Source organism: Enterobacter cloacae complex sp. 402C9, assembly GCF_050030745.1.
Classification (GTDB): domain Bacteria; phylum Pseudomonadota; class Gammaproteobacteria; order Enterobacterales; family Enterobacteriaceae; genus Enterobacter; species Enterobacter intestinihominis.
Map to the genome: position 1 here is coordinate 58,391 of NZ_JBLGUW010000003.1, position 26,534 is coordinate 84,924.

General features: G+C 52.1%; 30 protein-coding genes and 3 pseudogenes. 9 read left to right on the forward strand and 24 right to left on the reverse strand.

All coding sequences use genetic code 11. The features are described 5' to 3' along the window. Positions 1 to 22: 22 nt before the first annotated feature. The 3 genes and pseudogenes from ACQG1K_RS25040 to ACQG1K_RS25050 all read right to left on the reverse strand — a co-directional run bounded on the left by ACQG1K_RS25040 (position 23) and on the right by ACQG1K_RS25050 (position 3,427). Positions 23 to 1,027: an IS110-like element IS5075 family transposase gene (locus ACQG1K_RS25040; protein ID WP_000427614.1), complete on the reverse strand. Its 1,005-nt coding sequence runs from the start codon at positions 1,025 to 1,027 to the stop codon at positions 23 to 25. A 78-nt stretch (positions 1,028 to 1,105) separates the two neighbouring features. Beyond that, positions 1,106 to 2,614: pseudogene (locus ACQG1K_RS25045) on the reverse strand (Tn3-like element ISPa38 family transposase); the annotation flags it as partial. 252 nt (positions 2,615 to 2,866) lie between these two features. Beyond that, positions 2,867 to 3,427, reverse strand: a complete 561-nt coding sequence (locus ACQG1K_RS25050) for a chlorite dismutase family protein (protein ID WP_002718009.1) — start codon at positions 3,425 to 3,427, stop codon at positions 2,867 to 2,869. A 423-nt stretch (positions 3,428 to 3,850) separates the two neighbouring features. Between ACQG1K_RS25050 and ACQG1K_RS25055 the strand changes: the two genes are divergently transcribed. From ACQG1K_RS25055 to ACQG1K_RS25065, 3 genes and pseudogenes are all read left to right on the forward strand, one after another. Next, positions 3,851 to 4,855, forward strand: a complete 1,005-nt coding sequence (locus ACQG1K_RS25055; RefSeq protein ID WP_000427614.1) for an IS110-like element IS5075 family transposase — start codon at positions 3,851 to 3,853, stop codon at positions 4,853 to 4,855. A 277-nt stretch (positions 4,856 to 5,132) separates the two neighbouring features. Next, positions 5,133 to 5,330 (forward strand): annotated as a pseudogene (locus ACQG1K_RS25060) (MobC family replication-relaxation protein); the annotation flags it as partial. Between the two features lie 28 nt (positions 5,331 to 5,358). Continuing rightward, positions 5,359 to 5,622, forward strand: a complete 264-nt coding sequence (locus tag ACQG1K_RS25065; RefSeq protein ID WP_426721150.1) for a hypothetical protein — start codon at positions 5,359 to 5,361, stop codon at positions 5,620 to 5,622. A 30-nt stretch (positions 5,623 to 5,652) separates the two neighbouring features. Here the strand turns inward: ACQG1K_RS25065 and ACQG1K_RS25070 are convergent, their stop codons facing one another. Beyond that, positions 5,653 to 5,832, reverse strand: coding sequence for a Rop family plasmid primer RNA-binding protein (locus ACQG1K_RS25070; RefSeq protein ID WP_021243020.1), 180 nt, complete (start codon positions 5,830 to 5,832; stop codon positions 5,653 to 5,655). A 68-nt stretch (positions 5,833 to 5,900) separates the two neighbouring features. Here ACQG1K_RS25070 and ACQG1K_RS25075 point away from each other — a divergent pair, with 68 nt between their 5' ends. Beyond that, positions 5,901 to 6,266, forward strand: coding sequence for a hypothetical protein (locus ACQG1K_RS25075; protein WP_021243019.1), 366 nt, complete (start codon positions 5,901 to 5,903; stop codon positions 6,264 to 6,266). 61 nt (positions 6,267 to 6,327) lie between these two features. Here the strand turns inward: ACQG1K_RS25075 and ACQG1K_RS25080 are convergent, their stop codons facing one another. The 13 genes and pseudogenes from ACQG1K_RS25080 to ACQG1K_RS25140 form a co-directional block, all read right to left on the reverse strand. Further along, positions 6,328 to 6,627 carry a type II toxin-antitoxin system RelE/ParE family toxin gene (locus ACQG1K_RS25080; protein ID WP_021243018.1) on the reverse strand — a complete coding sequence of 100 codons (300 nt, stop codon included), beginning with the start codon at positions 6,625 to 6,627 and terminating at the stop codon, positions 6,328 to 6,330. Further along, on the reverse strand, positions 6,617 to 6,880 hold the full coding sequence (locus ACQG1K_RS25085; protein ID WP_000072676.1) for a hypothetical protein: 264 nt from the start codon (positions 6,878 to 6,880) through the stop codon (positions 6,617 to 6,619). Before ACQG1K_RS25085 ends, ACQG1K_RS25080 begins: the two co-directional genes overlap by 11 nt. A 137-nt stretch (positions 6,881 to 7,017) precedes the next feature. Beyond that, the gene (locus ACQG1K_RS25090; protein WP_125125741.1) at positions 7,018 to 7,470 is read right to left on the reverse strand and encodes a hypothetical protein; all 453 of its coding nucleotides are present in this window, start codon (positions 7,468 to 7,470) and stop codon (positions 7,018 to 7,020) included. A gap of 548 nt (positions 7,471 to 8,018) precedes the next feature. Beyond that, positions 8,019 to 8,513: a peptide-methionine (S)-S-oxide reductase MsrA gene (msrA, locus tag ACQG1K_RS25095; protein ID WP_021243016.1), complete on the reverse strand. Its 495-nt coding sequence runs from the start codon at positions 8,511 to 8,513 to the stop codon at positions 8,019 to 8,021. Beyond that, positions 8,503 to 8,964, reverse strand: a complete 462-nt coding sequence (gene msrB, locus ACQG1K_RS25100) for a peptide-methionine (R)-S-oxide reductase MsrB (protein WP_021243015.1) — start codon at positions 8,962 to 8,964, stop codon at positions 8,503 to 8,505. Before msrB ends, msrA begins: the two co-directional genes overlap by 11 nt. Before the next feature lie 23 nt (positions 8,965 to 8,987). Then, on the reverse strand, positions 8,988 to 9,125 hold the full coding sequence (locus ACQG1K_RS25105) for a hypothetical protein (protein WP_021243014.1): 138 nt from the start codon (positions 9,123 to 9,125) through the stop codon (positions 8,988 to 8,990). 73 nt (positions 9,126 to 9,198) lie between these two features. Next, the gene (locus ACQG1K_RS25110; RefSeq protein ID WP_001567380.1) at positions 9,199 to 9,705 is read right to left on the reverse strand and encodes a DUF417 family protein; all 507 of its coding nucleotides are present in this window, start codon (positions 9,703 to 9,705) and stop codon (positions 9,199 to 9,201) included. A gap of 30 nt (positions 9,706 to 9,735) precedes the next feature. After that, positions 9,736 to 9,996, reverse strand: a complete 261-nt coding sequence (locus ACQG1K_RS25115; protein ID WP_001567381.1) for a DUF1471 domain-containing protein — start codon at positions 9,994 to 9,996, stop codon at positions 9,736 to 9,738. Between the two features lie 212 nt (positions 9,997 to 10,208). After that, positions 10,209 to 10,766 (reverse strand): TetR/AcrR family transcriptional regulator, encoded by a 558-nt coding sequence (locus ACQG1K_RS25120; RefSeq protein ID WP_001567382.1) that lies wholly within the window; start codon positions 10,764 to 10,766, stop codon positions 10,209 to 10,211. 96 nt (positions 10,767 to 10,862) lie between these two features. Further along, positions 10,863 to 11,129 carry a YdgH/BhsA/McbA-like domain containing protein gene (locus ACQG1K_RS25125; protein WP_001567383.1) on the reverse strand — a complete coding sequence of 89 codons (267 nt, stop codon included), beginning with the start codon at positions 11,127 to 11,129 and terminating at the stop codon, positions 10,863 to 10,865. A 373-nt stretch (positions 11,130 to 11,502) separates the two neighbouring features. Then, positions 11,503 to 12,507 (reverse strand): IS110-like element IS5075 family transposase, encoded by a 1,005-nt coding sequence (locus tag ACQG1K_RS25130; protein ID WP_426721155.1) that lies wholly within the window; start codon positions 12,505 to 12,507, stop codon positions 11,503 to 11,505. A gap of 99 nt (positions 12,508 to 12,606) precedes the next feature. Continuing rightward, positions 12,607 to 12,920: pseudogene (locus ACQG1K_RS25135) on the reverse strand (Tn3 family transposase); the annotation flags it as partial. Between the two features lie 26 nt (positions 12,921 to 12,946). Continuing rightward, entirely contained in the window at positions 12,947 to 13,699 is a 753-nt protein-coding gene (locus ACQG1K_RS25140; RefSeq protein ID WP_004729622.1) for an alpha/beta hydrolase family protein, read from the reverse strand. 240 nt (positions 13,700 to 13,939) lie between these two features. Here ACQG1K_RS25140 and ACQG1K_RS25145 point away from each other — a divergent pair, with 240 nt between their 5' ends. Then, positions 13,940 to 14,809, forward strand: coding sequence for a DMT family transporter (locus tag ACQG1K_RS25145; RefSeq protein ID WP_001567390.1), 870 nt, complete (start codon positions 13,940 to 13,942; stop codon positions 14,807 to 14,809). A 133-nt stretch (positions 14,810 to 14,942) separates the two neighbouring features. Next, positions 14,943 to 16,166 carry a MalY/PatB family protein gene (locus ACQG1K_RS25150; RefSeq protein WP_023287190.1) on the forward strand — a complete coding sequence of 408 codons (1,224 nt, stop codon included), beginning with the start codon at positions 14,943 to 14,945 and terminating at the stop codon, positions 16,164 to 16,166. Positions 16,167 to 16,351: 185 nt separating this feature from the next. On the opposite strand, the gene ACQG1K_RS25155 is transcribed toward ACQG1K_RS25150, so the two are convergent. The 3 genes from ACQG1K_RS25155 to ACQG1K_RS25165 form a co-directional block, all read right to left on the reverse strand. After that, entirely contained in the window at positions 16,352 to 17,125 is a 774-nt protein-coding gene (locus ACQG1K_RS25155; RefSeq protein WP_004729618.1) for an SDR family NAD(P)-dependent oxidoreductase, read from the reverse strand. A gap of 65 nt (positions 17,126 to 17,190) precedes the next feature. After that, positions 17,191 to 17,892 carry a DsbA family oxidoreductase gene (locus ACQG1K_RS25160; protein WP_426721158.1) on the reverse strand — a complete coding sequence of 234 codons (702 nt, stop codon included), beginning with the start codon at positions 17,890 to 17,892 and terminating at the stop codon, positions 17,191 to 17,193. A gap of 65 nt (positions 17,893 to 17,957) precedes the next feature. Next, a complete protein-coding gene (locus ACQG1K_RS25165; protein WP_021242986.1) occupies positions 17,958 to 19,064 on the reverse strand; it encodes an alkene reductase in 1,107 nt (368 codons plus the stop codon). A 213-nt stretch (positions 19,065 to 19,277) separates the two neighbouring features. Between ACQG1K_RS25165 and ACQG1K_RS25170 the strand changes: the two genes are divergently transcribed. Beyond that, complete coding sequence (locus ACQG1K_RS25170) at positions 19,278 to 19,607, forward strand: thioredoxin family protein (protein WP_021242987.1); 330 nt, start codon at positions 19,278 to 19,280, stop codon at positions 19,605 to 19,607. 29 nt (positions 19,608 to 19,636) lie between these two features. Here ACQG1K_RS25170 and ACQG1K_RS25175 read toward each other — a convergent pair whose 3' ends face one another. The 4 genes from ACQG1K_RS25175 to ACQG1K_RS25190 form a co-directional block, all read right to left on the reverse strand. After that, positions 19,637 to 19,975, reverse strand: coding sequence for a carboxymuconolactone decarboxylase family protein (locus ACQG1K_RS25175; protein WP_021242988.1), 339 nt, complete (start codon positions 19,973 to 19,975; stop codon positions 19,637 to 19,639). Positions 19,976 to 19,979: 4 nt separating this feature from the next. Beyond that, complete coding sequence (locus tag ACQG1K_RS25180) at positions 19,980 to 20,561, reverse strand: TetR/AcrR family transcriptional regulator (RefSeq protein ID WP_020277920.1); 582 nt, start codon at positions 20,559 to 20,561, stop codon at positions 19,980 to 19,982. A 141-nt stretch (positions 20,562 to 20,702) separates the two neighbouring features. Next, a complete protein-coding gene (locus tag ACQG1K_RS25185; RefSeq protein ID WP_000108589.1) occupies positions 20,703 to 21,260 on the reverse strand; it encodes an OsmC family protein in 558 nt (185 codons plus the stop codon). A 184-nt stretch (positions 21,261 to 21,444) separates the two neighbouring features. After that, positions 21,445 to 22,029: a recombinase family protein gene (locus tag ACQG1K_RS25190; RefSeq protein WP_012695450.1), complete on the reverse strand. Its 585-nt coding sequence runs from the start codon at positions 22,027 to 22,029 to the stop codon at positions 21,445 to 21,447. Between the two features lie 159 nt (positions 22,030 to 22,188). Between ACQG1K_RS25190 and ACQG1K_RS25195 the strand changes: the two genes are divergently transcribed. After that, a complete protein-coding gene (locus ACQG1K_RS25195) occupies positions 22,189 to 25,173 on the forward strand; it encodes a Tn3 family transposase (RefSeq protein ID WP_021242989.1) in 2,985 nt (994 codons plus the stop codon). A 78-nt stretch (positions 25,174 to 25,251) separates the two neighbouring features. After that, entirely contained in the window at positions 25,252 to 26,256 is a 1,005-nt protein-coding gene (locus ACQG1K_RS25200; protein ID WP_000427614.1) for an IS110-like element IS5075 family transposase, read from the forward strand. Positions 26,257 to 26,534: the final 278 nt, after the last annotated feature.

Genomic DNA, 26,534 nt, shown 5'->3' on the forward strand with positions numbered 1-26,534 from the left:
AACAGTGCCTGTATTTCTGCCTTTATGCTTCGTAAGTTTGCTGTCGCGCCGTCAGTGCCCAGGCTATTCTGGCCAGCTTGTTTGCCAGAGCACAGGTGACGACAAAGTTGCTTTTCCGACACAACAACTCCCTGACCCAGTCGGCCAACTTGCCAGACTGGTGTTCCAGTTTTTGTATGAATACCCTGGCACACTGAACCAACAAAGTTCGGATCTTTTTGTTGCCCCGCTTGCTAATCCCTAACAATGTCGTCCGACCTCCCGTGCTGTACTGTCGGGGTACCAGCCCTGTTGCCGCCGCAAAGTCACGGCTGCTGGCGTACTGCTTCCCGTCGCCAATCTCAGTTGAAATAGTACTGGCAGTCAGCGTTCCAACGCAGGGAATACTCAGCAAGCGCTGTCCAACCTCATCTTCGTCCAACTTTCGTTTCAACTGAGATTCCAGATCTTTAATCTGCTCAACAAGATAGTGATAATGCTGTTGTAATTTCAGCAGTAACTGGCTGAGATAAAGAGGCAAACTACTGTCCTCAAGAAGGGTACTCAGTCGACTAATAACGGCAGCACCTCGCGGAACGCTGATACCAAATTCCAGCAGAAAAGCATGCATCTGATTAGTTGTTTTCACCTTATCCTGAACCAGGGATTCACGGACACGATGCAGAGCTCGCATTGCCTGCTGAGATTCGGTTCTGGGCTGCACGAAACGCATAGATGGACGTGATGCTGCTTCACAGATAGCTTCAGCATCAACGAAGTCATTTTTGTTGCTTTTAACGAATGGGCGGACAAATTGCGGTGATATCAGCTTTGGAAAATGCCCTAACTCTGCCAGCTTGCGTGCCATAAAGTGAGAACCGCCACAGGCTTCCATCGCGATGGTTGTTGCCGGGCATGTCGCCAGAAATTCGATTAGCTTTGGTCGGGTGAATTTTTTACGGTAAACGGCCTTCCCACGATGATCCTGACAATGAATATGGAAAGAGTTCTTACCCAGATCGATACCAATAAGCGCAATGTTTTCCATGATGGTTCTCCGAATGAAAGCCTGTCCTCAGCATAGTACCGGGAAGGAGGGAGTGACCATCTCATTAAATAAAGCACGCTAAGCCGGTTGCAGCGGCCGTAGCGGCCTGAACTTGCCCGCGCCGATCTTGGCGCTGCTGCGCCAGAGGTAATCGCCGGTCAGGTTGATGTGCTCCCAGCCGAGCGGCGACAGGTACTGCAACAGGCCGTCATCGACGGCTTGACCGTGGCCACGCAAGGCGTTCGCGGCCCGCTCCAGATAGACCGTGTTCCATAGCACGATGGCCGCCGTCACCAGGTTGAGGCCGCTGGCCCGGTAGCGCTGCTGCTCGAAGCTGCGGTCGCGGATTTCCCCCAGGCGGTTGAAGAACACGGCGCGGGCCAGCGCGTTGCGCGCCTCGCCTTTGTTCAGCCCGGCATGCACGCGGCGGCGCAGCTCGACGCTTTGCAGCCAGTCCAGGATGAACAGTGTGCGCTCGATGCGTCCCAGCTCACGCAGGGCGACGGCCAGGCCGTTCTGGCGCGGGTAGCTGCCAAGCTTCCTGAGCATCAGCGAGGCCGTCGCCGTGCCCTGCTTGATCGAGGTGGCCATCCGCAGGATTTCATCCCAATGGGCGCGGACGTGCTTGATGTTGAGCGTGCCGCCGATCATCGGTTTCAACGCCTCGTAGGTGGCATCGCCCTTCGGGATGTAGAGCTTGGTGTCGCCCAGGTCACGAATGCGCGGGGCGAAGCGGAAGCCCAGCAGGTGCATCAACGCGAAGACGTGGTCCGTGAACCCTGCCGTGTCGGTGTAGTGCTCCTCGATCCGCAGGTCGGATTCGTGATACAGCAGGCCGTCGAGCACGTAGGTCGAGTCGCGCACGCCGACGTTCACGACCTTGGTGTGGAACGGCGCGTACTGGTCGGAGATATGGGTGTAGAACGTCCGCCCTGGGCTGCTGCCGTATTTCGGATTGATGTGGCCGGTGCTCTCGGCCTTGCTGCCGGTGCGGAAGTTCTGGCCGTCCGACGATGACGTGGTGCCGTCGCCCCAATGCTCGGCGAAGGGATGTCGGAACTGCGCGTTGACCAGCTCGGCCAGTGCCGCCCCGTAGGTTTCGTCGCGGATGTGCCAGGCTTGCAGCCAGGCCAGCTTGGCGTAGGTCGTGCCGGGGCACGATTCCGCCATCTTGGTCAGGCCCAGGTTGATCGCGTCGGCGAGGATCGTGGTCAGCAACAGGTTTTTGTCCTTGGCCAGGTCGCCTGACTTCAGGTGGGCGAAGTGCCGGGTGAAGCCCGTCCATTCGTCTACCTCCAGCAGCAATTCGGTGATCTTGACGTGCGGTAGGATCATCGCCGTCTGGTCGATCAGGGCCTGTGCGGTATCGGGCACCGCCGCATCGAGCGGCGTGATCTTCAGGCCCGACTCCGTGATGATGGCGTCCGGCAGCTCGTTGGCCAGCGCCATGCGGTTGACGGTGGCGAGCTGCGTTTCCAGCAGCGTCAGCCGGTCATGCAGGTACTGGTCGCAATCGGTGGCCACGGCCAGCGGCAATTCGCTGGCCTGCTTGAGGCTGGCGAATTTCGCGGGCGGCACCAGGTAGTTGTAGCGGCTCGCGTTTGAAAACGGGCGTGCTCGCATTCGACGCCGCTTTCGGCTCGAATTAACTGCAACTGACGGCGCGCTGATGCTCACGCTATCTGCAAACGAGCTTGCAATCGACGGCGGCGGCTCGCATTTCATGGCGGCGTGCTCGAATTAATTGCAAGTGAAATGCCGGGTTCCAAGCTATCCAAAATCAATAGATGCAGTGCCGGCTGCCCGCTAACGCCTCTGAGCGGTCAGACGGGGATTGACCTACGCCGCCTCTCGCACGAGACGGATATCGACTTCTCTGTCAACGTACTTCCATTCCTCTGTTGCACGCAGTTCGGAAAGCAATGCGTTGAACTCAGCCTCATGGGTTGGCGCGAACTCGAACCAATTGAGAAAATCGAACGGTTCATTTTCAGAGAGGTCGCGGCAGTGGTGGAGCTTGCGCGCTACTGCAGGCAAGTAGTTGAGCCCGATTTGGATGTGCTTTGACTTTTCGAAAACGCTCCGGCGCTCGTCTTGCGTGAATTCCCACCAAGCTGCGTTTTTTCGGATCGGTATCAACGCAGCGCAAGTTGCTTCTGGGCGCGCTAGCCCTTGCTGCTTCACCACAATTTCGTTCTTCTCTTCGCGCATGACATACCGTTCATTGCTTGTTATTCCGCGAAGTACCCAGGGTGCATTGGTTTCGGGCTGCAACTCTGAGGCAGATATTACGTTGAGCCTTTTGGCTTCAGGCAGTGACTTGCCAACTATGGTTTCGGTTCCAACGATCCGCCAAAGACCGCTGTCTCCGCCGACGAATGCAAATAATCGTGTATCCATTTCACCCCCTTCATGTGAGTGTGTTAACTTTTTTACAGCCTCAAAAAACCTATCTGCCCATCCCATGCTTGTGCATCATCGTCTCGCCTCGCTTAGCGTAGTATTGCATTACGCTTACCAGCGCCCCCAGTTAAATTGTAAATATAGCATCGAATTGGTCTGTGATACAACCGCCAGAAAATAGCCGTTTGTCGCCATTTCAAAAATTAATTGTACCGTATCGGTACGCCCTAACTAGGCGTCAGGCCGGAACCTTGGGCCGCGTCAGGATAGGGCCGATTCCAGCATTTTCTGACGCCTCGCCGGCAACCTCTAGGGCCTCAACCTGACAGGCCGTACGCTTAACGTACGATTTTTAATGAGATGGTCACTCCCTCCTTCCCGGTACTATGCTGAGGACAGGCTTTCATTCGGAGAACCATCATGGAAAACATTGCGCTTATTGGTATCGATCTGGGTAAGAACTCTTTCCATATTCATTGTCAGGATCATCGTGGGAAGGCCGTTTACCGTAAAAAATTCACCCGACCAAAGCTAATCGAATTTCTGGCGACATGCCCGGCAACAACCATCGCGATGGAAGCCTGTGGCGGTTCTCACTTTATGGCACGCAAGCTGGCAGAGTTAGGGCATTTTCCAAAGCTGATATCACCGCAATTTGTCCGCCCATTCGTTAAAAGCAACAAAAATGACTTCGTTGATGCTGAAGCTATCTGTGAAGCAGCATCACGTCCATCTATGCGTTTCGTGCAGCCCAGAACCGAATCTCAGCAGGCAATGCGAGCTCTGCATCGTGTCCGTGAATCCCTGGTTCAGGATAAGGTGAAAACAACTAATCAGATGCATGCTTTTCTGCTGGAATTTGGTATCAGCGTTCCGCGAGGTGCTGCCGTTATTAGTCGACTGAGTACCCTTCTTGAGGACAGTAGTTTGCCTCTTTATCTCAGCCAGTTACTGCTGAAATTACAACAGCATTATCACTATCTTGTTGAGCAGATTAAAGATCTGGAATCTCAGTTGAAACGAAAGTTGGACGAAGATGAGGTTGGACAGCGCTTGCTGAGTATTCCCTGCGTTGGAACGCTGACTGCCAGTACTATTTCAACTGAGATTGGCGACGGGAAGCAGTACGCCAGCAGCCGTGACTTTGCGGCGGCAACAGGGCTGGTACCCCGACAGTACAGCACGGGAGGTCGGACGACATTGTTAGGGATTAGCAAGCGGGGCAACAAAAAGATCCGAACTTTGTTGGTTCAGTGTGCCAGGGTATTCATACAAAAACTGGAACACCAGTCTGGCAAGTTGGCCGACTGGGTCAGGGAGTTGTTGTGTCGGAAAAGCAACTTTGTCGTCACCTGTGCTCTGGCAAACAAGCTGGCCAGAATAGCCTGGGCACTGACGGCGCGACAGCAAACTTACGAAGCATAAAGGCAGAAATACACCAGTTTAAACAATCATTCATCTGGTTTTGCGAATACTGATATTGATGATACTAACGGCCCACCGGCCTGTTGAGGAACCTGTAAAACGGAAAGGCTCATTGAAGCCGTATATTTTCTGGAGGTTCATCAGGCGCGGAACTCATCGAGGCGCGGGAATAAAATCCCATTCAGACGCCGGATAGATTCAAGCAAGCCAACTTGTCGTCAAAATCGGTGTTGCAAAAACGGGAGTGACCATAGATTCCGTTTTCTGAGACGACCCCTATCTGTTCAACCGCCGGGCGAACGGCATCGATGAAATCTGGTACATCTGCCCGGACAGGCCGACGCTCGTCCGGGTGCAACGGGCAATTTTGGCGGTGGATGAAATCGTGAACCCACAGACCGGCGAGGCCCGAAAAACGGCAGAGCTGGACCGGGAACGGCTGTTTGCCTGCTTCAAATTCATGGTCATGGTCTGAGGTTAATCATTCATTTATGAGGTGTTTTATGACAAACCGGATTGCGGTTGTGGGCCGGGAGGCCCTGCTTATGGTCGGGGCGATGGCCGGAGGGCTGTGTGTGCTGGCCACGCATCTGCTGAAATTGTTCTGGCGCGTGCTGCCGGTGTTTCTGCTGCTCTACGGGTTCGTGCAGTTTCTGGCGAGGAACCCGGCGATCCGTGACTGGTTGTTCCTGCATTTCGGGCAGGGAGGCACGGCGGCGATCCTGATCGGTGGTACCCTTCTTTGCCTGCGTCGTCTGATGAAATGACGGCAGACAGCACCGGCCGCGTCGGTGCTGTTATTCCTCCCCGAGCTGGTCCCGCATTGCCAGCCAGAGCGTTTCCGCGTCCTCGTGCAGCCGTTCGCACATGTCGGCCGCGGTATCCATATCCAGTTCGTTCAGCTTTTCCAGCAACAGCAGCGACTGATCCCTGATGAATTTTGCCATGTTGAGGGCGGTTTTTTCCTGTTTCGTCATGTTTCTTTCCTTCCGGGCATGGTGTGCGCCTGTCGGGTATACTGTCTCAAAAATAGCGGGGTGAGACAATGGCGTGGGTGACGGTGAGACAGGCCACGGAACTGACGGGAAAAGCCCGAAGTTCCCTGTATCGGGATATGGCTAAAGGCCGCGTATCATACCGGACGGAGGCTGATGGTGGTCGTGTCGTAGATACCAGCGAGCTTATCCGGGTGTACGGTGAGTTAAGACTGATTGAGACTCATGATCGGGACGGGTTGAGACTGCCGGATGAGACTGAAAAAACGGTATCAGAGGCGCTGATTGCGGAGATAAAAGCGCTGCGGGAAGAGGTGGCCGGGCTGCGGCAGGAAATGCAGGCCATGAGACTACTGGAACACAAAACGGAGACAGCAGAGACACCGCGCCGGTGGTGGCAATGGGGGAAGCGCTGACGCGCTGCGCTTGTCCAACCGGCGACGGCCACGCAATGAATTGCGCCCCCGTCACCCGTTATCAGCGGACGGAGTGGGGATTCTGGCGCTGGCCGACTACGGCCAGAACCCGGATTTTCTGCGCCGGGTCATTCACATCATAGAGGACATGCTGTCCCATCAGGCTTATCCGGCGAACGTCCTCGCCATAGCGTGAGTCCACTTCGTAGAGACGCGGAAAGTCTGCCAGCTTGTCTGCGGCCGCAAGAACGCGATCGGTGACGTTCCGCGCATCCCACAGAGATGAATTTTCCGCGATGTAGTCAAACAGTGCCGTTACGTCCTCGATGGCTCCCTGCTTCCATTCCACGTCATACGGCATCACGCAGTTCCTGATAGCGACCATGCAGCCGCTGGCGGAGTTGTTCCGTGGTCATGCCCGGGCGTGTATCAGCGCGGGCTGCAGTCACTTTGGCGCGAACCTGATCTTCATACTCGGCCTGTGCCAGTTCTTCGTTAGCCAGGCGCTGCAACAGTGCTGCCTTGTCCGGGCCACCTTCCGGCAGTATGCGGGGCAGACTTTCGGCCAGTTCCCGCAAGAAGTTGGCGTTTTCGTAGTGTGTGGTATTGCTCATTACAGAGCCTCCGGGGTTGATGCGTCGACATGAAGGAGTTTAGCAGGGACACTCCCTGAAAAATATGCTGAATCCGGTACGCGAAGCGTTACTTCCTTGTACTGGCTGTTCTCTGTTATTCGTGCTGTCTTGCAGGCTTACTGCGGGTTGCTGTCTTTTTTTTCTCGCTGCCTGAGTCCCTCAGCAAAACCGACCATCCAGCCTAATGGATCATGCTGCGCAGCCCCTGACAACAGCGCGTCAGATTCCAGTCCGGCTTGTCGTCCTGCCTCTCTGACATCTTCTCGTACCCATACCGCAATTTGCTTATAACCCGCCTCGCGCATACGTGCTTTATAGGCTGCCTGGCCGCGTGCATTCTTGATCAGATACTTGCGGTTGCTAGTGATATCGCGTGTCTTGTTGTTTGAACCGGTCATTAATTCCTCAGGCATTACAGAGTTGTCGTACACACAGAAAACATTACTAGTAATTATGATTGTTGTGAGTATTCCAGGGAGAAAATGAGAGATTTCCCGCGCAAAAGGGCGCTTTTTGGCGGTTTCAGGTGGTAAACGCACTGAAACGGGCCGCCATGCAGTCCGGTGCATAGCCATTCATGCCATCAGAATTCATCAGGCAAGTTTTGCGGGGTTTTCGCCGGGTAAGCTGTGGTTTTCACCGGCTTCGCGCTGAAATCGCCCTGAGCGCGTTTTAGCGGTGCGTACAATGAAGCCTTTATGTTAAATAGGGGCTTTTGTTGTCCGGAAAAGGCTGAGCAAAAATACGATAAACAGTGTCATACCGGTAACCAGCATGACATAGCCGGCTGTTGGGTTATAAGTCAGACAGAAGGCTGTGCAGGCACTGGGGGCGTGTATGCGAAAAAGCCCGGCAAAACACAGACTGGCCGAGAGTCCGTAAAATAACGATCCTGCGATAACGGTCAGCATAATTCTAAACATTGTCCCTTTGTCCCTTTGACCCTAATCATCCTCATCTTTTTTCTAATATGCCCCTTAAAATCAGGATGTTGATTGTTTTGTATGCAAGAAATGGACTAAAGAAATTTGTTTGTGATCCCATTCTCGTTTCTGCATATGAACAAAAAAGCCCCGCACATGGGCGGGGCTGAATGCTGCGAGTCTGCGACGGTGACTTATCCCGGAAGCGTCCAGTCAGGTCGTTCAAAATGGCAGGTATAGCCGTCGGGATTATGCTGCAGGTAATCCTGATGCTCTGGCTCTGCAGACCAGAACTCACCGGCCTGCTCTACTTCTGTCACCACGACTCCGGGCCAGACTCCTGAATCATCTATTTCACGGATAAGCTGGTTTGCCTGCTGCTTTTGCTCCTCTGTGGTGAAAAAGATGGCTGAGCGGTAGCTTGAGCCGACGTCATTACCCTGACGAAGTATTGTTGTAGGGTTGTGAATACTAAAGAAATATTCCAGTAGTTTTCGGTAGCTCAGTTTATCCGGGGAATACACCACCTTCACCGCCTCCGCATGTCCTGGGTGGTGCTGGTATGTCGGGTTATCATTACGTCCGCCGGTATAGCCCACTTCGGTGCTGACCACGCCATTGAGTTTGCGGATCAGCTCCTGGACACCCCAGAAACAACCACCGGCAAGGATTGCCACATCAGTTTTCATGCTTATCTCCTTTCTCAAACAGGGGAAGAAATTCACCGTATCCTTCTGTTTCCAGAGCGCCTTTCGGGATAAAACGCAGTGAAGCCGAGTTAATGCAGTAACGTAATCCACCGGTATCCTGTGGCCCGTCAGGGAAGACGTGTCCCAGATGGCTGTCACCGTGACGGGAACGCACTTCAGTACGCACCATGCCATGACTGAGGTCGCTCAGGTTGTGGACGTTGTTTTCCACTGGTTTGCTGAATGCCGGCCAGCCACAGCCCGAATCAAATTTGTCCTTCGACGAGAACAGTGGCTCACCGGAGACGATATCCACGTACAGTCCGTCCTCAAAGTGGTCGTCATATTCTCCGGTAAACGGGCGCTCAGTGGCGCTTTTCTGGGTGACGCTGAACTGCAGTTCCGTCAGTGCCTGAATGGTCTGTGGGTCTTTTTTATACGGTTTGTTCATATCGCTCTCCTGACAAATCTCACTCACCGGGACGGGTCCTGCTCATGAATAAGATCCAGATAGTGTTTTTCAAAGTCCGGGTTGGCGGGGAGCGACTTATTTTCCAGGTAGCGCTCTAAAAAGTAGCGGGGAGTGATCCCCGCCCGAAAGGCGGCTTCCATGCCTCTCACCATGAACCCGGGAGTGGTGTCATATTTGCTGGCCAGAAATATCAGGCTGCTGCGTAATTCAGGGTCACCCCATGGCTGACAATGCGTCAGACGAGCGGGGTTTGTGCACGGCGCTGAGTTGCTTCGCCCTCCGGTTAATCAGTGTCCGTCGCAGGTCATGACGCAACAGCACCAGTCCAGCCCCAATCAGAAGAACATCCTTGATAATGAAGCTGTCAATGCGACCCAGCTGCGGCAGAAGGCTCAGGGTGACGATGCCGGTGCCTGCCACCATCAGGGCGCCTGCTGCACCCACTGCCGGCCGGAAAAATCCGGCAATCAGGGCCAGAAGGGTGATATTTTCCACCACGCCGAGTGCGTAGCTGAGCCCCTGAACGCCGAGAGCCGGATACAGCGCACCGAGCCAGGTGCCTGGCAGCAGGTGGTGAAGGGCATTGGCCTCGAAGGCAAACCATTTGTAGGTGCCAAACAGGGCGAAGATGAAAATCACTGACAGCCGCAGAACCATAATGTCCAGGCCTGACGTTTTACGAAGTAACCGGCGCAGTTGTGTCTCGACGTTATTTTTCATGGTGTGTGTCCTTTTATTTTCGTTTTGTGTTTATGCAAACAGCGTGGCGCGGGCATGAACGAAACGGGCCTGCTCAAGCTCAGAAATCAGATAAGCGGCAGCGCCATGTTCAAGGGCTTCGCGGATAACCTCCCGCTCCAGCTCATCCACGGAAGACACCCAGCCAACAGAGAGTGTACGGACCGGTACCAGAGCTGCTTTTTCTTCCTCAGTAAGATCGGATTTGATGATGACCGGTCCATGGGCTTTACGGGTGAAGACAGCGATAACGTCGTTGATAAGTGCTTTCATGATGATGCCCCCTGCATGTCTGTTTTATTGTGTTGTCGTGTTGTTAATATTTATTCTACCTACCAGTAGATAGATTGGCAAGGGGTAACTGGAAATTAAACGCAAGGAAAGTCTTAATGTCTTCTGAGGCCCCCGGAATACAGGCGTTGTCAGCGGTGATTTTTTTGAGTGCTGGCTGCCCCGGTTAAACCGGGGCAGCCACAGGCGTGGCTTTACGGGCGGGAGAGTAGCTGAATAAGCGCGCTCATGGTGCGGGAACAGGCATCATGAGGAGGGATCCGATTGAGCATCAGGGCCCCTTTAATGGCGCTGCCGATGATAATGGCCACGTCAGCCGGCTCAGCAGTAAAAGCCAGTTCACCGCTTTCACGACCCGAAACCAGCACACTGGTCAGGATGCGCAGGTCGGTTTGTGCCAGTCGTGAGGTGGCTTTCTGAAGAGGTTCTTCAAACAGGGCGCTGTCGGACAGCATGGCGTGAATGCCACACATCTGGCCGCTGTCGGCGCATTTGAGAAATGCGTCCATATAACCCTGCAGACGGGCTTTACCCGGTGGCAGCTGTAACAGGGCAGCTTCCAGTTTCAGCAGGCTGGCCTCCTTGTATTCACAATAGGCAAGCCCGAGGTCGGTTTTGGTCTGAAAATGGTAATGGATACTGGCCTTCCGTATTCCCAGACCGTCAGCGAGATCAGCATAGCTGAAGCCCTGGTAGCCGTTCTGCTGGATAAGGGTATCAGTCAGTTCAATCAGACTGTCATGGGTGGACATAATGTTCTCCTGGCACCTGCGGGTGCCTGTTATTCAGACACAACTGCGCCCGGAAACCAGAAGGGTTCCGGGCGCAGTTGCGAGGGTAACGGGTATTCAACGATACAGGACAGCGGTACCGGAAAGTTTATTCATACCGGTGGCACTGGTGATGCGGTAGTGTGTGGCCCCGGCATCAGCGGCTTTCATATCCAGTGAGGCCACCAGGTCATCCAGGGTGGTGAAGCCACCGGAAGAGACCACCCCAATTTTTTGCAGCGATGCTGCTTCGCTGCGGGAAACCATTTGCGGGCTGGCGGCATAGCTCAGTGCGCTGGCGGACAGGGCGATGATGGCAAGGGTGGTTTTGATGATGTTTTTCATGATGACGCTCCTGATGTTCTGTTGTGTGTTTTTGTTTGTGTGTCGTGTTGTTAAAATCAAATCTACCAACCAGTAGATAGGTTGGCAAGTGTTAATTGGGGTCCGCTTGGAAAACGAATCTATGGTCACTCCCGTTTTTGCAACACCGATTTTGACGACAAGTTGGCTTGCTTGAATCTATCCGGCGTCTGAATGGGATTTTATTCCCGCGCCTCGATGAGTTCCGCGCCTGATGAACCTCCAGAAAATATACGGCTTCAATGAGCCTTTCCGTTTTACAGGTTCCTCAACAGGCCGGTGGGCCGTTAGTATCATCAATATCAGTATTCGCAAAACCAGATGAATGATTGTTTAAACTGGTGTATTTCTGCCTTTATGCTTCGTAAGTTTGCTGTCGCGCCGTCAGTGCCCAGGCTATTCTGGCCAGCTTGTTTGCCAGAGCACAGGTGACGACAAAGTTGCTTTTCCGACACAACAACTCCCTGACCCAGTCGGCCAACTTGCCAGACTGGTGTTCCAGTTTTTGTATGAATACCCTGGCACACTGAACCAACAAAGTTCGGATCTTTTTGTTGCCCCGCTTGCTAATCCCTAACAATGTCGTCCGACCTCCCGTGCTGTACTGTCGGGGTACCAGCCCTGTTGCCGCCGCAAAGTCACGGCTGCTGGCGTACTGCTTCCCGTCGCCAATCTCAGTTGAAATAGTACTGGCAGTCAGCGTTCCAACGCAGGGAATACTCAGCAAGCGCTGTCCAACCTCATCTTCGTCCAACTTTCGTTTCAACTGAGATTCCAGATCTTTAATCTGCTCAACAAGATAGTGATAATGCTGTTGTAATTTCAGCAGTAACTGGCTGAGGTAAAGAGGCAAACTATTATCCTCAAGAATGGTACTCAGTCGGCTAATAACGGCAGCTCCTCGGGGAACGCTGATACCAAATTCCAGCAGAAAAGCATGCATTTGATTGGTTGTTTTTACCTTATCCTGAACCAGGGATTCACGGACACGATGCAGAGCCCGCATTGCCTGCTGAGATTCCGTTCTGGGCTGCACAAAACGCATAGACGGACGCGATGCAGCTTCACAAATAGCTTCGGCGTCGACAAAGTCGTTTTTATTGCTTTTAACGAACGGGCGGACAAATTGTGGTGATATCAGCTTTGGGGAATGCCCCAACTCTGCCAGCTTGCGTGCCATAAAGTGAGAACCGCCACAGGCTTCCATTGCGATGGTTGTAGCGGGGCATGTCGCCAAAAATTCGATCAACTTTGGCCGGGTAAATTTTTTACGGTAAACAGCCTTCCCGCGACGATCCTGGCAATGAATATGGAAAGAGTTTTTACCCAGATCGATACCAATGAGCGCAATGTTTTCCATGATAGTTCTCCGAATGAAAGCCTGTCCTCAGCATAGTACCGGGAAGGAGGGAGTGACCATCTCATTAATTATCCCACGCTAAGACTATATTTTGTACAGCAGTGGAGAAGGATGAGAGACCAGCAGTTCATTAACAGGGACTCCTTTTTGCTTAAGCGGCTCAATGGTTCTTTCTATATAAACCGTATTCCAGAGTGTTATCGCCGCCGTATGTAGTGTCAGCGCCGGTGGCGTGGTAACGCTGATCCTCCCACCCCCAGATCCCTGATTTCATTCAGCCGGTGCATGAAGGATGCTCGCCCAAGGGCCTCACCCTTATTCAGCCCCGCCTGTATGCATCGGCCTAAGCCTTTATCGCAAAATCAGTCCAGCATAAACAGCGTCCGATCTCTGCAGAAAATCGCCCTCTGCGCTACGAGTTTGAACGCATTTACTCTGTTTATAGGTAACATTCGCTCCACGATATAATGATATCGGCAACGTATTCAGCATCCTGAGCATGAGTCAGAAGGTGATCCGCCTTACCCAACGAAATGAAACTCTTGGGATGCTTTGCTGCTTTGAATATTTTTTCGGCCTGCTCAATTAACACAGTATCATCTTCAGTCGCATGAAAAATAAGCAGAGGCTTGTTCATGGCGAACACCTTATGAGCGATTTTGTGTTCCTGAATATTGTCCAGCATCTGTTTCTTTAAGGTAAATACCCGCCCGGCCAGCTCAACGGGATAGGCTCCATGCTGGTTAATGTTTTCAACATCATCCTTAAAAAGACGTTTTACGTGTGTCAGTTCTCCGGGTGATCCTATGGTGACAACGGCCTTTGCCTCAGGAACTTCGCCGGCAATAGACAGAATGGCCGATCCCCCCAGGCTATGGCCGATGAGCAAAGAAGGCGCTTCGTACTGTCGGCGGAGATAATCTACCGCGCAAAGCAGGTCCGAAATATTGGATGAGAAGTTGGTGTTGGAAAAATCCCCTTCGCTGTTTCCCAGACCAGTAAAATCAAACCGGAGAACGGCGATAGCATTCTCTGTCAGTTTCCGCGCAATACGCGCCGCGCCTTTGAGGTCTTTGCCACACGTAAAACAATGAGCTAACAGCGCAAACGCTTTAGGATTTTCAGGAAGTTCAAGCAATCCGGCCAGTTCTTCACCAGCCGCATTTTTGAACGTAAATTTTAGTTTTTTCATAGGATATTCCAGGTCTTAAACTGATTTCATATGTTTGATCGCAGGGAAAAATAATCTTCTGCTCTGCATCTGGCATTACGCGTTTTCCTTCCTCTACTGGGGATGTGAAACAGAATTCATTCCGAATGCCTGTCCTCACCTTCCAGTTTGAAAGCTGATTATTGCTTCCTGTTCGGTGATCACTTACGCTATGCTACCAACTAGATGGTAGTTTACAAGAATTTTATGAGGTCTCACTGAATGGCCAATTGCGCGCTCATTCTTAAAATATCCCTGGCAATGCTGGCGTTTGCTGCAAACTCTATTCTGTGCCGTCTGGCCCTGCAGGGAGGCCACATTGATCCCCTTTCATTCAGCAGCCTCAGGCTGGCCAGTGGTGCACTCGTCCTGTCACCTTTCTTGTTTTATCACGCAAAAACTACATTATCGCTGTGGCGTCCGCTGAGCGGATTTTACCTCATGGTGTACGCAGTGCTCTTCTCTGTCGCCTATATCCATCTCGATACCGGGGCAGGTGCGCTGTTACTTTTTGGTGCCGTACAGTTTGCGATGGTGATCCACGGATTATTTAAAGGGGAATCACTCTCCGTTATGCGGGCTTGCGGTTTAGTTATTGCTCTGGCAGGAATTGCTGCCCTGCTGTTACCCGGGGCGAAGGCACCGCCGCTTTACAGTGCACTTATGATGATCGTTGCCGGATTAGCCTGGGCCGCCTATTCCGTCAGGGGGAGGGCGGGCCAGGCGGCCGGGGCTTCAACGGCGGCAAATTTTGTACTCGCCACGCCGATGGCTCTCGCTCTTTCGTTGCTGTTTATGAAGCAGGGTCACTATGATGCTGCGGGCATTGCTTTGTCATTGCTGTCCGGTGCCGCCGCCTCAGCCGGTGCATATGTATTGTGGTATACCCTTTTACCCTCTCTCGGCTCTATCACCGCCAGTACCCTTCAGCTCAGCGTTCCCTGTCTGGCAATGCTAGGGGGTGTGGTATTCCTGGATGAATCACTGACGGTCAGAACGATATTTTCTGCCCTGGCGGTGCTGACTGGCATTGTGATGGTGACACGCGAGAAATCCCCCCGTCAGTCGATGACAAAGGCGAGAGAACCTTAATAACGCAATTAATTCATGCAGTTGTGATGATTCTCTTATGTTAATCACACGAGCCAGTTTTCCCGCTCCGGCATCAGACTGACAGTAATACTGAGGTCGACGTTTCTGACTACACCTAAGGCAGGTTTATGAAATGAAATATGATTTTGATGAGTACGTAAGCAGAGAGAAAACAGACAGTCTCACCGTGGACGGCTGGCGGGAATACCTGTTTTCGGGACAGTCCGAATTTGCAATGCGGTATCCGGCAGAAGGGCTAATCAACCTCTGGGTTGCTGACATGGCTTTTGCCACACCAGAGCCGATTCTTCAGGCCATCAGAGACCGTCTGGATAGAAAAATACTCGGCTACACTAAAATCTACGACGAAGAATACTATGAGATCTTTGGCAGCTGGTGTGAGCGACAATATGGTCACCGTTTCAAAACGGAAGACATTGTGCTGTCTCCGGGCATTATTCCCGCGCTGAACCGTCTCGTCCCGCTTCTGACCGACATGGATGACAGTATTCTTATTATGACGCCTTCATATGGCCCGTTTAAAAAGGCGGGTGAATACAGTCAGCGTCGCGTGGTGTACTCGGCGTTAAAAAAATCAGCAGGCGGCTGGGAACCTGACTGGGAAGACTTTGCACGCAAAGCCAGTCAGGCCGATTTACGTGTGAAAATTCTTTTCCTGTGTAATCCGCATAACCCGACCGGACGAGTCTGGCGGCCTGATGAACTTAAGCGGATTATTGAAATTTGCCTGGCCAATGACATCTGGGTGATATCTGACGAAATTCACTGCGACCTGTCCCGAAGCGGTATCGGTCATACACCGGCCGCCTCTCTTTTCCCTGATTCTACACGCATTATTACCTGCATGTCCTCGAGTAAAACATTCAATCTGGCCGGGAATTTGTTGGCAAATATCATTATTCCGGATCCCGGTGTCAGAAGCGAGTGGCGTCTCAGACACGACGAGTTCATCTCTCCACTGAGCCTGGCAGCAAACAAAGCGGCGTGGAGTGAATGTGATGACTGGCTTGTCCATCTGAGGGAATATATTGACGGCAATTTCCAGTACCTGCACGACTATCTCAAAAGCTATTTACCCGAAACCAGGTTCTCGATCCCCGAAGGGACATATCTGGCCTGGATAGATATTAGCCGCTACCTGCCCGACACCGCAGGTGAGGATTTATCGCTGTATTTTGCCCGGGAGTCAGGGGTCCTTCTTGAAGGGGGCTTGCTGTTTGTCGACAATGGGGACGGATATATCCGGTTAAATCTGGCCTGCCCACGGAGTATGCTGACAGCAGGGATGAAAAGAATTTCACAGGTACTGCGGATACCGGCTCCTCATCGTGTATAACCCCTTTCTCTCTGGCCGTTTTGTCCTGTCAGGATGTCGTCAGAACCCGGCATAACACCCTGTGCCGGGAACACAAAAGGCACGGATGAACAGGTCGTGAATATTCTTAGTGAAGCCTGCTGATGACATGTCTGGCGACAAAAAAATGCCGCCCTTAAGGGGCGGCTTATGCCAGCGTCACGGGGTTATCGTCTGACCGCCATGATGCCCGCATCGACATCCCAGATAGCGCCCGTCACCCATGAGGTTTTGTCAGACAACAGGAAGAGAATAGTGTTTGCCACATCTTCGGCAGTTCCGACGCGTCCCAGCGGGTGGAAATCGTTCAGCGACTTCATAGCATCTGCGATATCCGCTTTGTCCATGAAGCCTTCGTATATCGGCGTATGAACAATCCCGGGAGACACCGCGTTGACACGAATACCCGCGCTGGCCAGCTCAATCGCCAGATTACGCGTCAGGGCATGCAGACCCGCTTTTGCCATTGAATAGGCCGAGGCCGGCGAGTCACCCAGTGCAGCCTGAGCACCAATCGAACCGACGTTGACGATAGACCCTTCGAGCTTCGCGGCGAGCATGTTCTTCACGACATCCTGTGTAATAAAGAACGTGGCTCGGTTCAGCGAAAGATACATGTCATAATCGGCAAAGCTGTGCTCGGTAAATCCTTTGGGCATGAAGATACCGGCGGCATTCACCATCAGGCTGATATCGCGATGGTGAGCATTAATTTCCTGACGGATAGTTTCCATACCTTCTTCGGTCATCAGGTTCGCCGCGATGACCGCAACCGGTCCCAGAGGGCTCAGTTCTTTTTGCACCGCTTCGGCTTTGTCTTTTTTATTCCCGGTCAGCACGACACTGCCGCCCGCTTCCAGTACCATGCGTGCCACGGCCAGGCCCATGCCGCTGGTACCGCCGACGACGAGCAGTTTTTTACCTTTGAAAAAAGTGTTCATTTTCTGACTCCATTACTGGTGGGTAAGACGTTGCCGGCAGCGTGAAACTGCCGGCGGTTGACGGATTAAATACTGCAGCCATCCGTTCCGCAGGTCTGACCCGCAGTGGCTGAAAATTCGGTTTGCTGTTCATCCCAGACCTGACGCAGGGCATTCAAAAAGTTATCTGCTACCTGAGCCCCGCTGATGGCATATTTTTCGTTCATCACAAAAACCGGAACGCCGCTGAGGCCAATAGACTGTGCGTGGGCTTCATCGTCGGAAACGGTGGCGCGAAAATCGTCATTTTCCAGGGCGGCTTCAGCGTCAGCTTTCGGCATACCGGCTTCTACGGCCATGGCAACGAGCTGCTGACGGTCAAAGAGAGAGCGACCTTCGGTGATACTGCCATGATAAAAACGTTCTTCCACCGCGTCCGCAATTCCGGCCTTACGCGCGGCAACCAGCAGGGTGTGTGCATCTTCTGTATCACCAAACATCATGCCGTCGAAGTTGTAGATCAGACCTTCAGATTTACCGGCGGTGCCCACCTGATTCATCATCAGCTCCGCTGAATGCTGACTGCCCAGCTTTTTAACGATGGCATCCTTAAAAGGCATCGCGGGAGTACCACCGGCCAGACGGTAGCTGTGATGGCGGATCACCACCTGGTCGCGAAATTCAAAGCGATTCAGACCCTGTTCAAATCTTTTTTTAGCAATCCAGCACCACGGGCAGACCAAATCTGACCAGATATCGATGGTAAGGGTGGGTTTCAGCGTTTGCATAATGATTCCTCAAAGACGTTGGGCGGTCGGATCTCACTTATCAGAGAACCGCGACCGTATGGGATTTATTGCGCCTGCCAGACCGGGTAATCGGTATAGCCTTTTTCCGGGGAACCACTGACGCCGTAGTAGGTGGCGCGGTCACTTTCTGCCAGTGGCCAGCCGTTTTGCATTCTTTCAACCAGATCCGGGTTAGCGATGTAGGGCACACCAAATGCCACCAGATCCAGCTCATCATCTTCCAGAGCCTGCTCTGCGATATCACGGGTAAAACCGCCGGCAGCGATGATGGTGCCTTTAAACGTGTTGCGAAAACGGCGGCGGAAGCCTTCCGGAAGTGGCGCTTTGATGTACACCGGCTGATAGTAAAGGTGTACGTAGGCCAGTTCCCGCTGACCGAGCGCGTCGGTGATGGCTGACCAGGTTTGCTCTTCACCTTCATACGGCGCGAGGTCATAAATGCGGCCGAACGGTGACAGGCGCACGGCAACGTGGCTGTTACCCACGGCTTCCGCCACGGCGTCAATGGTCTCCAGCAGGAAACGCTGACGATTTTCCACCGAGCCGCCGTATTCGTCGGTGCGGGTGTTCAGTTCGCTACTGAGGAACTGGTCAAAGATGAATCCGTTTGCCGCCATGATTTCCACGCCGTCAAAGCCGGCTTCCATCGCCAGGCGTGCGGAGTGCACGAAGTCTGCAGTGATGCGTTTAACTTCATGCGTTTCCAGCGCGCGTGGCTGGCTTGGTACAACCGGGCCCGGTTCTCCGGATTCGGTCAGCGCAAAAACGGTGGTATTGACCGCCTGAACGGTGCCCGCTGAAACCGGCGCTATGTGGCCTGGCTGAAGAGAGACGTGAGACATACGGCCGACGTGCCAGAGCTGCGCGAAAATACGGCCACCTTTGGCGTGAACCGCTTGTGTCACCTTACGCCAGCCCTGGACGTGTTCGTCGTTGTAGATACCAGGGGTATAAAGGTAACCCCGGCCTTCTTCTGAAACCGGCATCCCTTCGGTGATGAGCAGGCCAGCAGAAGCACGCTGTGCATAGTACAAAGCCACGACCTCATCCGGCACGTCATTCATGGTGCGGGTGCGGGTCATCGGTGCCATGACTACACGGTTTTTTAACGCCAGGCCAGACAGATTGTAGGGGGTGAAAAGCTTACTCATCGTATACCTCACAAAAAACAAAAAGGAGTATCCCGGCAGGGATTTGCACAGCCCGGCAGTATCATCGACTGGACGTCGCGCACTGGAGTTGCATAAACATCTGATGGGTGGCAATATACCAACCATCTAGTAGGTAGGTCAATGGCTGTGTCGTATTTTTTTGTCATAACGCAGCCATTTCTGAATTGTCACTCATTTTGCGAGGTCATCACCATGCGTACATTAACAGCTTATAACGAAGATAATTTCCGCCAGATAGAGCAGTACAACGGAATATCGGTGGTACGTTTCTCTGCACCCTGGTGTCCGCCCTGTCAGGCCAGCGAAGAAATGTTCAGTCAGTTTGCAGACCGGCTCGATAGAGATATTCAGGTGGGGAAAGTCAATGTAGATCAGGCGCCGGTGCTGACAACCAAATACGAGATCTGGGGGCTGCCGTCTGTGCTGATATTTCATGAAGGGCAATTAGTTAAACGCATACCGGGTGTGAAACCTGCATCGGTATATGCTCAGGCTATTGCGGACATAAAAAAAGGGCAGTAATGCCCTTTTAACGTGGAATTTATTAATGCTTAACCGCGTGCCTGACCGACGGCATCCAGAGTGCGGGCTGAATAAATGACCGCCGCGCCAGCGTTGAGGTTAATCGCCACGCCCAGCGCTTCAGCAATTTCAGCGTCGGTTGCACCGGCTTTCACAGCGGCGTCGGCGTGAAAAGCAATACAGCCGTCGCAGTGGGTTGTGACTGCGCACGCCAGGGCAATGAGTTCACGCACTTTTGCGCCCAAAAGGTCAGTTTTGTTACCTGCGTTGCCCAGGGCAACCACGCCTTTCATGGTCTCGGGGGTCAGTTTGCCCAACTCGCCTAAACGTTGCATTAACTCTGAGCGATAGTTGTTCCAGTCCAGCATAGTGTCATTCTCCTGAATGAGGGGTATTAAGAAGCAGTTTTATATACTTAAGGCTGTTGGCGAAGACTTCGGGTCTGGCCGTTGCATGCGCCACTACGCTTGAGCCTTCACAGACATTAATGATCATCAAAGCAATATCTGATGGTTCGGCATGGGATGAAAACTCACCTGACTCCATGCCCGCCCTGACGACTTTTGTGAGCCACTCGATTTGCATATCGAAATAAAGTGATGTCTGTACAGTAATTGCCTGAGGCAGATTGGCGGTCTCTGCTGACAACGCACAACACAGTGGCAGTAGCGAAGCTTTATGGCTTTGCGCGAAGATATCGATGTAAGCCGCAATTCTTCTCTCCGCGCTTTTCTCAGTCGCCTCTATCTGCTCAAATACGCGTTGTGTATCAGAGAACGCCTGTATTACCACCTGCTCACCCAGAATATCTTTGGTCGGGAAATGGTGATGAATACTGGCCTTGGTGATACCCACTATTTTTGATAAATCAGCATAGCTGAATACTGAATACCCTTTTTCGCGCATCAGGTGTTCTGCTTCGCTGAGCAGCCGTTCCCGTGTCATGGTTGTCATAATTACTCCATATAATCTACTAGTTGATAGATTATATTGTTGCTATTTTTCCGTAGCAAGTTGTATCACTGACTCAGTATCGTGCAGAGCTGAACGTCACTGCCATCCTGCATTCTGAATGGCAGCATTACATCTCTGACATCACGCCAGGCGTGTAATCATTTCAACCGGATTAGCCAGAGTATCGTGGATTGGCGAATTCTTTTGCATTTCGCTGACCAGCGCTTCTAACTCCTCGCGACTGGCGGTCTTGCTCGTAAGGTGAACATCGACGCGAATAGATTTCGCACCTTTACGCACGTTGCTGTCCAGCCCAAGGAAGCCGTTGAGGTTGATATCGAAATTAAGATCCAGCTCGATACCGTCCAGGTCGATCCCTTTTTCAGCAGCCATCATGGTAAGGGTGGCGGTATAACAGCCAGCCAGCGCCTGCATGATGTATTCAGTCGGGCTCATGCCGGTATCGGTGCCGAGTAAACCTGCGGGTTCATCACCGATATTAGAAAATTTCCCCACACGGCTGGTATCGATAACGCCGTTCTGGATTGTGGCGCCGGTCTCTGTGCGAACGGTTAATCCGCCGCTGGAACGGGCTTTCATCTGGAAAGTCAGGTTACCCAGGCCAGGCTGGCTGCGAACTGCTTCACGGGTATTGTGGATCGCAGCTGCGTCTGCAGAAGGTTTAACGGTAGTAGACATAATGGCTCCTGTAATTTCTTGATAAAAGGTATAGCTGGTGTAACCAGCACCAATCATCTAGTTGGTAGATTAGTGTCGCGAACCTCTTTTGTCTACTCTTTTATAAAAAATAGGGGGAAAAGAACCCAGCAGGCTGTTTTATTTCATAATAACCATTTGATTTTTTTATAATCTTCCCAGCCGCTCACTCTTGCAGCAATCCAGCCTTTACCCGAAGGATAGTCTGGCGGGTGGTATTAAATTCCCGGGCAATAGCACTGATACTGATGCCAGCATTTAGGCGCTCTGTCACTGTTTGCTTTTGTTCCTCGCTCAGGATGGGGGGGCGACCGAAGCGTTTTCCAGCCGCTTTTGCCCTCGCAATACCTGAATACGTTCGCTCAAGCAGCAAATCCCGCTCAAACTCCGCTACAGCAGAAATTACCTGCATAGTCATTTTTCCGGCCGGACTGGTCAAGTCAACGCCTCCGAGTGCGAGACAATGAACGCGAATATCTAAAGCCGCCAGTTGCTCTACTGTTTTTCGGATATCCATCGCATTACGACCCAGACGGTCAAGTTTGGTGACAATCAGTACATCCCCATTTTCCATGCGATCTAGCAACCGGATAAATCCGGGGCGTTCGCTGGCAGCAACCGAGCCACTGATATGCTCCTCAATAAGTCGTTGGGATCTGATGGCAAAACCCGCCGCTTCAATTTCACGACGCTGGTTTTCTGTGGTCTGTTCCAGAGTTGAGACCCTGCAGTAGGCAAAAACACGTGACATGGGAAACTTTCCGTACGAAATGGATGTCCGAATTATAACGTGTGTCCGAAATTAATTTCACTAAGTTTCGGACATGTGCTGTAAGTGGTGTACGAAACCGACCGGTTTCGGTCACAGCGAACAAATAACAGATGAAAACTATACGCGAGGGAGGCATTTATGCCACGGCGACAGATACTGAGCAGCGAAGAGCAGGAACGCTTACTGGTTATACCAGATGATGAAATTATTCTGACCCGAATGTGTTTTCTGAACGAACCGGATATTGCGCTCATTAATAAGCACCGAAGGCCAGCGAATCGCCTGGGCTTTGCTGTATTACTCTGTTATCTGCGTGGACCTGGATTTATTCCGGACAAAAGCAGTGCTCCTCACAATGGCGTTGTATCCAGGGTTGCTTCCCGACTGAAACTTCAGCCTGATTTATGGCCGGAATATGCATCCAGAGAGCAAACCCGCTGGGAACATCTGACCGAACTTTATCGCTACCTGGAACTATCCCCGTTCAGCCGGTCAATGCAAAAAGACTGTATCCGTCATCTGCACCCCTATGCCATGCGAACTGACAAAGGATTTATGCTGGCGGAAGAAATGCTCAGCTGGCTACATAACAATAATGTTATTTTCCCTTCTGTTGAAGTGATCGAACGGACGCTTGCCGAAGTCGTCACGCTCGCTAACAGATCGGTATTTTCGACACTTACCGCGCAACTGGAAAAGCAGCATAAATCAGCACTCGACAGCCTGCTCATATCAGAGGGTGAACAACCTTCCCGTCTGGCATGGCTGCTACAGCCTCCGGGTAAAATAAACGGTAAAAATGTGCTGCAACATATCGACCGGCTTAATTCCATCGCTGCGCTGGGGTTGCCTGATGGTATTGCACTTTCCGTTCACCAGAACAGGTTGCTTAAACTGGCGCGTGAGGGCCGGAAAATGAGCAGCAGGGACCTGGCAAAATTCACCGATGTCAGACGTTACGCTACGCTGGTTTGTATAATAACAGAGGCCAGGGCCACCCTGACTGACGAAGTGATTGATCTGCACGAGCGTATCCTGGGTAGTCTGTTCAGCAGGGCAAAACGCACGCAGGCCGAACGGCTCCAGCAAACGGGAAAGCTTATTCAGAGCAAGCTGAAGCAGTACGTTACCGTCGGGCAGGCGTTACTTAACGCCAGAGAATCCGGGGAAGATCCCTGGACTGCAATAGAAGATGTCCTTCCCTGGCAGGAATTCATCAACAGCGTGGAAGAAACGCGGTTTCTTTCCCGTAAGGGCAATTTCGACGCGCTTCATCTGATCACCGAAAAATACAGTACGTTGCGTAAATATGCCCCGCGTATGCTGTCAGCATTGCAGTTCATGGCGACACCTGCGGCGCAGGCGCTCAGCGATGCGCTGGACACCATAACGGAAATGTACCGTAAACAACTTCGTAAAGTGCCGCCATCAGCGCCAACAGGGTTTATCCCTGAAAGCTGGCGAAAACTGGTGCTCACGCCTTCAGGCATCGACCGCAAGTACTACGAGTTTTGCGTACTGAATGAACTCAAGGGTGCATTACGTTCCGGTGATATCTGGGTAAAAGGATCGCGCCGCTACAAAAATTTTGATGATTATCTCATCCCGACTGCTGAGTTTGAGAAATCCCGACATAATGACCAGTTACAGTTGGCCGTTCAGACCGATAGCCAGGCATACCTTCAGGCCCGTATGACTCTTCTTGCATCTCGGCTGGAAGAAGTTAACGCGATGGCGCTTGCCGGTGATTTGCCCGATGTAGATATCTCAGATAAAGGCGTAAAAATCACTCCACTGGAGAACAGCGTTCCTTCAGGTGTTTCGCCCTTTGCAGATTTGGTCTATGGCATGCTTCCCCATCCGAAAATTACGGAGATACTGGAAGAAGTTGATAGCTGGACGGGATTTACGCGTCACTTCGCGCACCTCAAAAATAATAACGTCAGACCAAAAGACGGAAGACTGTTGCTGACCACCATTCTGGCTGACGGCATCAACCTTGGGCTGACAAAAATGGCGGAATCCTGCCCTGGGGCCACAAGATCGTCACTCGAAGGTATTCAGGCATGGTACATCAGGGATGAAACTTATTCAGCGGCACTGGCCGAGCTGGTCAACGCACAGAAAGAGCGGCCTCTGGCCGCATTCTGGGGCGACGGGACAACATCGTCGTCAGACGGGCAGAACTTTCGGGTAGGCAGTCACGGACGTTATGCCGGTCAGGTCAATCTTAAATATGGTCAGGAGCCGGGCGTGCAGATTTATACGCATATCTCAGACCAATACAGCCCGTTCTACGCCAAAGTGATCAGCCGGGTGCGCGACTCAACCCACGTGCTTGATGGCCTGCTGTACCATGAAAGCGATCTGGAAATTACCGAGCATTACACCGATACCGCAGGCTTCACTGAACATGTTTTCGCCCTGATGCACCTGCTGGGATTCGCTTTTGCGCCAAGGATCCGTGATCTTCATGACAAGCGGCTGTTTATTCATGGAAAGGCCGAGCGCTATCCGGGGCTTCAGTCTGTCATATCAACAACCTGCCTAAATATCAAAGACATTGAGTCGCACTGGGATGAGGTATTGCGCCTGGCAACCTCGATTAAGCAGGGGACAGTCACCGCATCACTGATGATGAAAAAGTTAGCCAGTTACCCAAAACAGAATGGACTTGCCAAAGCGCTGAGAGAGATTGGCCGCATCGAACGGACACTATTTATGCTGGACTGGTTCCGTGATCCCGGTCTGCGCCGACGCGTGCAGGCGGGGCTGAATAAGGGTGAGGCCCGTAATGCCCTTGCGCGAGCGGTCTTTTTGCACCGTCTGGGTGAAATAAGGGATCGTGGGCTGGAGAATCAGAGTTATCGCGCCAGCGGGCTGACATTACTGACAGCAGCGATCACGTTGTGGAACACGGTATATATAGAAAGAGCTATTGAGTCACTAAAACGAAAGGGTATCCCGATAAATGAGCAACTGGTCTCTCATCTTTCTCCCCTGGGCTGGGAACATATCAATCTGAGTGGAGATTACGTCTGGCGTAATAATCTTAAGCTGGGATCCGGAAAATACCGCTCATTACGTACAGTCGATACCGCTTTGTACAAAAAACAGTCTTAGCGTGGGATAATTAATGAGATGGTCACTCCCTCCTTCCCGGTACTATGCTGAGGACAGGCTTTCATTCGGAGAACCATCATGGAAAACATTGCGCTTATTGGTATCGATCTGGGTAAGAACTCTTTCCATATTCATTGTCAGGATCATCGTGGGAAGGCCGTTTACCGTAAAAAATTCACCCGACCAAAGCTAATCGAATTTCTGGCGACATGCCCGGCAACAACCATCGCGATGGAAGCCTGTGGCGGTTCTCACTTTATGGCACGCAAGCTGGCAGAGTTAGGGCATTTTCCAAAGCTGATATCACCGCAATTTGTCCGCCCATTCGTTAAAAGCAACAAAAATGACTTCGTTGATGCTGAAGCTATCTGTGAAGCAGCATCACGTCCATCTATGCGTTTCGTGCAGCCCAGAACCGAATCTCAGCAGGCAATGCGAGCTCTGCATCGTGTCCGTGAATCCCTGGTTCAGGATAAGGTGAAAACAACTAATCAGATGCATGCTTTTCTGCTGGAATTTGGTATCAGCGTTCCGCGAGGTGCTGCCGTTATTAGTCGACTGAGTACCCTTCTTGAGGACAGTAGTTTGCCTCTTTATCTCAGCCAGTTACTGCTGAAATTACAACAGCATTATCACTATCTTGTTGAGCAGATTAAAGATCTGGAATCTCAGTTGAAACGAAAGTTGGACGAAGATGAGGTTGGACAGCGCTTGCTGAGTATTCCCTGCGTTGGAACGCTGACTGCCAGTACTATTTCAACTGAGATTGGCGACGGGAAGCAGTACGCCAGCAGCCGTGACTTTGCGGCGGCAACAGGGCTGGTACCCCGACAGTACAGCACGGGAGGTCGGACGACATTGTTAGGGATTAGCAAGCGGGGCAACAAAAAGATCCGAACTTTGTTGGTTCAGTGTGCCAGGGTATTCATACAAAAACTGGAACACCAGTCTGGCAAGTTGGCCGACTGGGTCAGGGAGTTGTTGTGTCGGAAAAGCAACTTTGTCGTCACCTGTGCTCTGGCAAACAAGCTGGCCAGAATAGCCTGGGCACTGACGGCGCGACAGCAAACTTACGAAGCATAAAGGCAGAAATACACCAGTTTAAACAATCATTCATCTGGTTTTGCGAATACTGATATTGATGATACTAACGGCCCACCGGCCTGTTGAGGAACCTGTAAAACGGAAAGGCTCATTGAAGCCGTATATTTTCTGGAGGTTCATCAGGCGCGGAACTCATCGAGGCGCGGGAATAAAATCCCATTCAGACGCCGGATAGATTCAAGCAAGCCAACTTGTCGTCAAAATCGGTGTTGCAAAAACGGGAGTGACCATAGATTCCGTTTTCTGAGACGACCCCT

Coding starts and splice junctions, on each gene's coding strand:
- ACQG1K_RS25040 (WP_000427614.1), bottom strand. CDS start 1,027: ATGGAAAACATTGCGCTTATTGGTATCGATCTGGGTAAGAACTCTTTC.
- ACQG1K_RS25050 (WP_002718009.1), bottom strand. CDS start 3,427: ATGGATACACGATTATTTGCATTCGTCGGCGGAGACAGCGGTCTTTGG.
- ACQG1K_RS25055 (WP_000427614.1), top strand. CDS start 3,851: ATGGAAAACATTGCGCTTATTGGTATCGATCTGGGTAAGAACTCTTTC.
- ACQG1K_RS25065 (WP_426721150.1), top strand. CDS start 5,359: ATGACAAACCGGATTGCGGTTGTGGGCCGGGAGGCCCTGCTTATGGTC.
- ACQG1K_RS25070 (WP_021243020.1), bottom strand. CDS start 5,832: ATGACGAAACAGGAAAAAACCGCCCTCAACATGGCAAAATTCATCAGG.
- ACQG1K_RS25075 (WP_021243019.1), top strand. CDS start 5,901: ATGGCGTGGGTGACGGTGAGACAGGCCACGGAACTGACGGGAAAAGCC.
- ACQG1K_RS25080 (WP_021243018.1), bottom strand. CDS start 6,627: ATGCCGTATGACGTGGAATGGAAGCAGGGAGCCATCGAGGACGTAACG.
- ACQG1K_RS25085 (WP_000072676.1), bottom strand. CDS start 6,880: ATGAGCAATACCACACACTACGAAAACGCCAACTTCTTGCGGGAACTG.
- ACQG1K_RS25090 (WP_125125741.1), bottom strand. CDS start 7,470: ATGCACCGGACTGCATGGCGGCCCGTTTCAGTGCGTTTACCACCTGAA.
- msrA (WP_021243016.1), bottom strand. CDS start 8,513: ATGAAAACTGATGTGGCAATCCTTGCCGGTGGTTGTTTCTGGGGTGTC.
- msrB (WP_021243015.1), bottom strand. CDS start 8,964: ATGAACAAACCGTATAAAAAAGACCCACAGACCATTCAGGCACTGACG.
- ACQG1K_RS25105 (WP_021243014.1), bottom strand. CDS start 9,125: ATGGAAGCCGCCTTTCGGGCGGGGATCACTCCCCGCTACTTTTTAGAG.
- ACQG1K_RS25110 (WP_001567380.1), bottom strand. CDS start 9,705: ATGAAAAATAACGTCGAGACACAACTGCGCCGGTTACTTCGTAAAACG.
- ACQG1K_RS25115 (WP_001567381.1), bottom strand. CDS start 9,996: ATGAAAGCACTTATCAACGACGTTATCGCTGTCTTCACCCGTAAAGCC.
- ACQG1K_RS25120 (WP_001567382.1), bottom strand. CDS start 10,766: ATGTCCACCCATGACAGTCTGATTGAACTGACTGATACCCTTATCCAG.
- ACQG1K_RS25125 (WP_001567383.1), bottom strand. CDS start 11,129: ATGAAAAACATCATCAAAACCACCCTTGCCATCATCGCCCTGTCCGCC.
- ACQG1K_RS25130 (WP_426721155.1), bottom strand. CDS start 12,507: ATGGAAAACATTGCGCTCATTGGTATCGATCTGGGTAAAAACTCTTTC.
- ACQG1K_RS25140 (WP_004729622.1), bottom strand. CDS start 13,699: ATGAAAAAACTAAAATTTACGTTCAAAAATGCGGCTGGTGAAGAACTG.
- ACQG1K_RS25145 (WP_001567390.1), top strand. CDS start 13,940: ATGGCCAATTGCGCGCTCATTCTTAAAATATCCCTGGCAATGCTGGCG.
- ACQG1K_RS25150 (WP_023287190.1), top strand. CDS start 14,943: ATGAAATATGATTTTGATGAGTACGTAAGCAGAGAGAAAACAGACAGT.
- ACQG1K_RS25155 (WP_004729618.1), bottom strand. CDS start 17,125: ATGAACACTTTTTTCAAAGGTAAAAAACTGCTCGTCGTCGGCGGTACC.
- ACQG1K_RS25160 (WP_426721158.1), bottom strand. CDS start 17,892: ATGCAAACGCTGAAACCCACCCTTACCATCGATATCTGGTCAGATTTG.
- ACQG1K_RS25165 (WP_021242986.1), bottom strand. CDS start 19,064: ATGAGTAAGCTTTTCACCCCCTACAATCTGTCTGGCCTGGCGTTAAAA.
- ACQG1K_RS25170 (WP_021242987.1), top strand. CDS start 19,278: ATGCGTACATTAACAGCTTATAACGAAGATAATTTCCGCCAGATAGAG.
- ACQG1K_RS25175 (WP_021242988.1), bottom strand. CDS start 19,975: ATGCTGGACTGGAACAACTATCGCTCAGAGTTAATGCAACGTTTAGGC.
- ACQG1K_RS25180 (WP_020277920.1), bottom strand. CDS start 20,561: ATGACAACCATGACACGGGAACGGCTGCTCAGCGAAGCAGAACACCTG.
- ACQG1K_RS25185 (WP_000108589.1), bottom strand. CDS start 21,260: ATGTCTACTACCGTTAAACCTTCTGCAGACGCAGCTGCGATCCACAAT.
- ACQG1K_RS25190 (WP_012695450.1), bottom strand. CDS start 22,029: ATGTCACGTGTTTTTGCCTACTGCAGGGTCTCAACTCTGGAACAGACC.
- ACQG1K_RS25195 (WP_021242989.1), top strand. CDS start 22,189: ATGCCACGGCGACAGATACTGAGCAGCGAAGAGCAGGAACGCTTACTG.
- ACQG1K_RS25200 (WP_000427614.1), top strand. CDS start 25,252: ATGGAAAACATTGCGCTTATTGGTATCGATCTGGGTAAGAACTCTTTC.